Source organism: Nocardia alni, assembly GCF_019038435.1.
In the GTDB taxonomy this organism is placed as follows: domain Bacteria; phylum Actinomycetota; class Actinomycetes; order Mycobacteriales; family Mycobacteriaceae; genus Nocardia; species Nocardia alni.
On the sequence record NZ_JAGPOX010000270.1, the window covers coordinates 1 to 4,338 of the forward strand.

Genomic DNA, 4,338 nt, shown 5'->3' on the forward strand with positions numbered 1-4,338 from the left:
TGTGTATAAGCGCCAGCATGGGGGTGGGGTGGCGCGGCGGGTGGTCGCGTGCGGCGGATGGTTCACCGGCCAGAGGCAGCCGGCTCGCAGTAGGACGACGGATCCGGCGAGGATGGTCACGATGTTCGAGGTCATTACTCGGCGCCTCCGGCGTTCGGGTCGCGGAGCTGTCCGGTGAGGCGGTCGAGGTTGTCGCCGAGTTGCCAGAAGGGTTGGGGCTCGGGCATGGTCGCGGGCGACAGGCTGGTGGCGGGCAGGTGCAGTCCGCGTTGTTCCGCGCGGTCGAGTGGGCCGAATTCGGCGGGGACGACGTGGCCGTGGTGGATCAAGGTGGTGTAGGCGACCCATTTCCAGGCGCAGTGGTCGATGCGACAGGAGAGGTGGCGTTGCATCTGGTGATGGGCGAGGCCGAGGTCTGCTCGCGGGCAGATCTCGCTGGGGATGACGATGGTCTCGCCGGTCCTGGTGTAGTACAGCATGTTCGGTTCCTCGTGGTGTCGGGCCGCAGCATTCGATGTCGGGCAGCGGCGGGTGGGCGAGCCTGTCGCGGTTTCACCTGTGTCTGCGTCGGGTGATTTCTTGCCCATAGCCGGACGCGGTCGCGGCCAGGGTGTTTCGGCCCAGCCTGGTGATCTGGTAGCGGCCGGGCCTGGGGGTGACGACGAGGGCCCGTTGAACCAGGTTCACCACGGTTTGCCGGGTCGCCCCGACGGTCAGGCCGGTCTCGAAGCGAATCTGCGGTTCGGTGAGTTCGCCCGGGATGTTCAGGGCACGCAGTACGCCGGCCTGGGCGAAGGTCAGGTGTGCGTCGCGCTCGGTCATTCGACTCACGCGGCGCCCGCCGGGGTGAATCGGGATGATCTCGGCGGAATATTCCAATTCAAATATTCCGCGCCGGATGATATTCCATATTGACTATTCCATTCGAAGTAGCGCATCGAACCCCCTCCGTCAGATGTTGTGTAACGGAAAATCATGGCCAGTTAATCATCGATCGGGGTACGTTGGAGCATGCCGATCGGTTTCGGCCGGAGGGGAATTCATTCCATTCAGCGTATGGCGCCCCTCCGAACTCATTTGTAGGGGATCGATAAATGAAAGGTAGGTGTTTCCCATGGCGAAAACAGCGATATCCACGACCCTGCCGCGCCGCGTGCTCGGCCACCGACTACGGGACATGCGGGAGCATCGCGGATTGACCCGCGCGCAGGCCGCGTCGCTGGTCGGGATGGGTGCACAGACCCTGTGGCGCTTGGAGTCCGGGCGGATCAGGGACGTCAAGCGAATGGCCGTGGACGCGTTGTGCAACCTGTACGAGGCGCAGGAATCGAATCGGGAAGAACTGCGATGGCTGGTGCGGGAGTCGAAGAAGGACGGGTGGTGGCAGTCGTACACCGATGCCCTTGTGCCGCAGGTGGAGTTGTACGTCGGGCTCGAGCAGTCGGCCTCTCGCATCGTGTCGTGGCAGTCGACGACGCTGCCGGGCCTGGTACAGACGCCCGGTTATCGGCGGGCGATGTGGGAGATGTCGCAGGAGCAGGGGCGCGAGGTCGATCGGGAGCGCGAGGTCGAGCTGATCTCGAGACGGCAAGCGCGACTGTGCGATACGGCGGGCCTGGCGTTCGAGGCGTATCTCGGCGAGGCCGTGGTGCGCCACCGCGTCGGCGGCGTGCGTGTCATGTGCGAACAACTGAGACTGCTGGCGGAACTCGCCGCGCTGCCGACCGTCTCGCTGCGGATCGTCCCGTTCGACGCGCCGAATCACCTGGGTTTGACCACGAAAGATTTTGTGTACCTGGAGTTCCCGAGGCATCTGAATCCGGCGTTGAGCGAGCCGCCCGTGGTGTACGTGGAGGGGTACACGGGCAACCTCTATGTGGAGACGCCCAGCGAGGTCGAGCAGTATCAGACGGCTTGCGCTGCCCTCGACCGAGTAGCATTGGGTGAGAACGACACTCGAAACCTTATCGGGTCGATAGTGGAGGAGTACCGAAATGAGCATTGACCTGTCCGATGTCCGGTGGTGCGCGAGTAGCTACAGCACCAGCGGCAACGAATGTGTCGAGGTTGCTCATCTCGATGAGGACTTGGTCGGTGTTCGTGACTCGAAGAACCCCGCCGGTCCGGCGCTGCTGTTTGCCCCTGCCGAATGGGATGCCTTCACCGCCGGTATCGCAGACGGTCAGTTCGATCGATAGTCCGAACCGAGATCCTCAGAAGGCGGTGAACGGCCCTGCTTCCGGTAAGCCCGGGAGCAGGGCCGTAGTCTTCTCCGCGCCGATCCGTGCCGGTAACATGAGCCGCAGAGGTCGAGACGGGGGTTACCAGTTGCTAGAGTTGGCCAAACTTTAGTCTGGACGATCGGGGGTTCTGCATGCGAACCGTAGCTGTTGTAGCTGGGCTGTGCGCTGTGCTGGCGGTGGCTGGGTGTAGTAAGTCGCAGTCTGGTCAGCCGCAGGCGGCTGCCACGACGACGCTGTCGGAGGCGCAGATCTGGGATCCGTGCAGCTTGCCGGACAGTGCGGTCGCGGCAACCGGTGTCGATCCGAGCACGAAAGATACGAGTGGGGTAGGGAACGGGCCAGGGTGGAAGATCTGCGGTTGGAACTCTGATACTTACTTCATGGATGTCGACGCAACGTCACATACGCTGGCCGATGTTCGCGCCAACCCCCACCTTACGCACCAGCAAGATATTGAGATAGACGGGCGCAAGGCGGTGACCTCCCGCGAGGGTGACAACACGGACGATTGTGGTGTCGATTTTGCCACATCGAAAGGGGTTGTTGAGGTTGTTATCAGGCAATCAGCAGGAGCTGCAACGGCCGGTGATTACTGTGCGATTGCAGTTCGATCGGTCAAGGCGTTAAATCAGTGGATTCCGCAGTAGTCTTGACCGCCATTGATATCGGAGTAAAAAATGGCTGACACAAATGATATGAAGCAGACATTCGCTAATCTTGGCTCTGCTGCGCAATCGGGCAAGTTTATGATCAACGACGACATTGTCGGCAAGTTGGTCGCTTGTTGTAACAGTTATATTCAAGATCTTCGGACCCTATCTAACAAGACGCAGCGGCTGGTACGTGCAGATGCATTTGGAAGTCTAGGTTCAGCGACGGCCCTTGGCTCAAAGTTTGACGATCTTGGCAGTAGTACAACCCCGGGTTCTGGTTCGCTTGCTTTTGCTTTGCAGCAGCATGTAGAGACTGTTCAGGGAATGATTGATATGTTTAATAAGGCGGGTCAGGCTTTCCAGCATGCTGATTCAGAAACGCAGGCTAAAATCAGGGCTGTAACACGGAATGTCGGCTAGCATGTAAGGATTGAAAGGGGGATCTGATGGTTAGTTTAGACGGCTTCATTAGTAATATAACGGGCCTGTTCAGTAGCAGTGTCAGCCCAACGCAGAGCGAACAGAACGCTGTTACGGCGGGGCAGCAGGCCCGTGCCACTGCGCAGGCGCAGAATGCGAGATTCTCACAGAGTTTCCATGGCCAGTACTTGCCGGAGACGGTACTGCCGAAGATGGAGAACTTCGATGGAATGTCGCATGACGATCTCGTCAAGTATCGAGATTCGATCGTTCCAGACGGGCTAACCAGCAGTTCTGATAATTGGCAGAAGATGGCCAAAGATGTGAGCGATAAAGCTGTTGCGTTTCAAAAGACTATCCACGATCTGATCGGCAACGGCTGGTCAGGGGCTTCGGCTGATGCAGCTGCCGCTGCAGTCAACAAATACGTTGACGATGTTGGGTCATTGCAGGATGCCGCAAACCTGGTCGCCAACAAGATTTCCGATGCCACGGCTACGCTTATCCAGGTCAAGAATCAAATTCCCGATAAGCCTGCGAGTCGGTCACACTCTTGGACCGGCATTATCACTGACGCTGTTGCGAGCGCGATCCCGGGTGGGGGTACATTGTCGTTCGGTGGTCAGTTGATGGCTGATCATGGCCGTACCAGTAACGCCCAGAATGAGGCGCGTGCGGTGATGAACAACGTCTACGCTCGGTATCTGCCCGAGGCGGATACGAACGTCCCCACGATGCCGGGCGTCACCCAGGCCGATAACTCCCAGAACGTTCCCCCGTCGAATCCGGGACCGGGCCCCAGTCCGAGTGTCTCCAGTCCCGGTCCCGGACCGGGCCCCTCGACCGCGAGCACTCCCGGTCCAAGCACTTCTACCGACACCCAGCCCAGCAGTTCGGATAATGCGACCACCCCGTCGAGTTTGAACCTGCCGGATGCGTTGACCGGTCAACCGACCGGCGCGACGTCGCCCTCGTCGTTGAGTCCGTCCACCGCGACGGCGGGGTACGACGGGTCCGGGCTC

Annotated in this window: 7 protein-coding genes; 5 read left to right on the forward strand and 2 right to left on the reverse strand. The window is 60.2% G+C overall.

Annotation, left to right across the window (positions count from 1 at the left end; genetic code table 11):
- Positions 1-134: 134 nt before the first annotated feature.
- Positions 135-479 carry a hypothetical protein gene (locus JZ791_RS43545; RefSeq protein ID WP_216903751.1) on the reverse strand — a complete coding sequence of 115 codons (345 nt, stop codon included), beginning with the start codon at positions 477-479 and terminating at the stop codon, positions 135-137.
- Between the two features lie 73 nt (positions 480-552).
- Positions 553-822: a hypothetical protein gene (locus tag JZ791_RS43550; protein ID WP_216903753.1), complete on the reverse strand. Its 270-nt coding sequence runs from the start codon at positions 820-822 to the stop codon at positions 553-555.
- Between the two features lie 292 nt (positions 823-1,114).
- Here JZ791_RS43550 and JZ791_RS43555 point away from each other — a divergent pair, with 292 nt between their 5' ends.
- From JZ791_RS43555 to JZ791_RS43575, 5 genes are all read left to right on the forward strand, one after another.
- Positions 1,115-2,005, forward strand: coding sequence for a helix-turn-helix domain-containing protein (locus JZ791_RS43555; protein WP_216903755.1), 891 nt, complete (start codon positions 1,115-1,117; stop codon positions 2,003-2,005).
- A complete protein-coding gene (locus JZ791_RS43560; RefSeq protein ID WP_216903757.1) occupies positions 1,995-2,198 on the forward strand; it encodes a DUF397 domain-containing protein in 204 nt (67 codons plus the stop codon). The genes JZ791_RS43555 and JZ791_RS43560 overlap by 11 nt, the downstream gene beginning before the upstream one ends.
- Before the next feature lie 176 nt (positions 2,199-2,374).
- Positions 2,375-2,890 carry a DUF3558 domain-containing protein gene (locus JZ791_RS43565; protein WP_254207368.1) on the forward strand — a complete coding sequence of 172 codons (516 nt, stop codon included), beginning with the start codon at positions 2,375-2,377 and terminating at the stop codon, positions 2,888-2,890.
- A 30-nt stretch (positions 2,891-2,920) separates the two neighbouring features.
- Positions 2,921-3,316, forward strand: a complete 396-nt coding sequence (locus JZ791_RS43570) for a hypothetical protein (RefSeq protein ID WP_216903761.1) — start codon at positions 2,921-2,923, stop codon at positions 3,314-3,316.
- A gap of 26 nt (positions 3,317-3,342) precedes the next feature.
- Positions 3,343-4,338: PPE domain-containing protein (locus JZ791_RS43575; protein WP_216903763.1), on the forward strand; the 996-nt coding region annotated here is incomplete at its 3' end.

What these genes read in the sequence shown, in the direction of transcription:
- JZ791_RS43550 (WP_216903753.1), bottom strand. Translation starts at nt 822, where the DNA reads ATGACCGAGCGCGACGCACACCTGACCTTCGCCCAGGCCGGCGTACTG.
- JZ791_RS43555 (WP_216903755.1), top strand. Translation starts at nt 1,115, where the DNA reads ATGGCGAAAACAGCGATATCCACGACCCTGCCGCGCCGCGTGCTCGGC.
- JZ791_RS43565 (WP_254207368.1), top strand. Translation starts at nt 2,375, where the DNA reads ATGCGAACCGTAGCTGTTGTAGCTGGGCTGTGCGCTGTGCTGGCGGTG.
- JZ791_RS43545 (WP_216903751.1), bottom strand. Translation starts at nt 479, where the DNA reads ATGCTGTACTACACCAGGACCGGCGAGACCATCGTCATCCCCAGCGAG.
- JZ791_RS43570 (WP_216903761.1), top strand. Translation starts at nt 2,921, where the DNA reads ATGGCTGACACAAATGATATGAAGCAGACATTCGCTAATCTTGGCTCT.
- JZ791_RS43560 (WP_216903757.1), top strand. Translation starts at nt 1,995, where the DNA reads ATGAGCATTGACCTGTCCGATGTCCGGTGGTGCGCGAGTAGCTACAGC.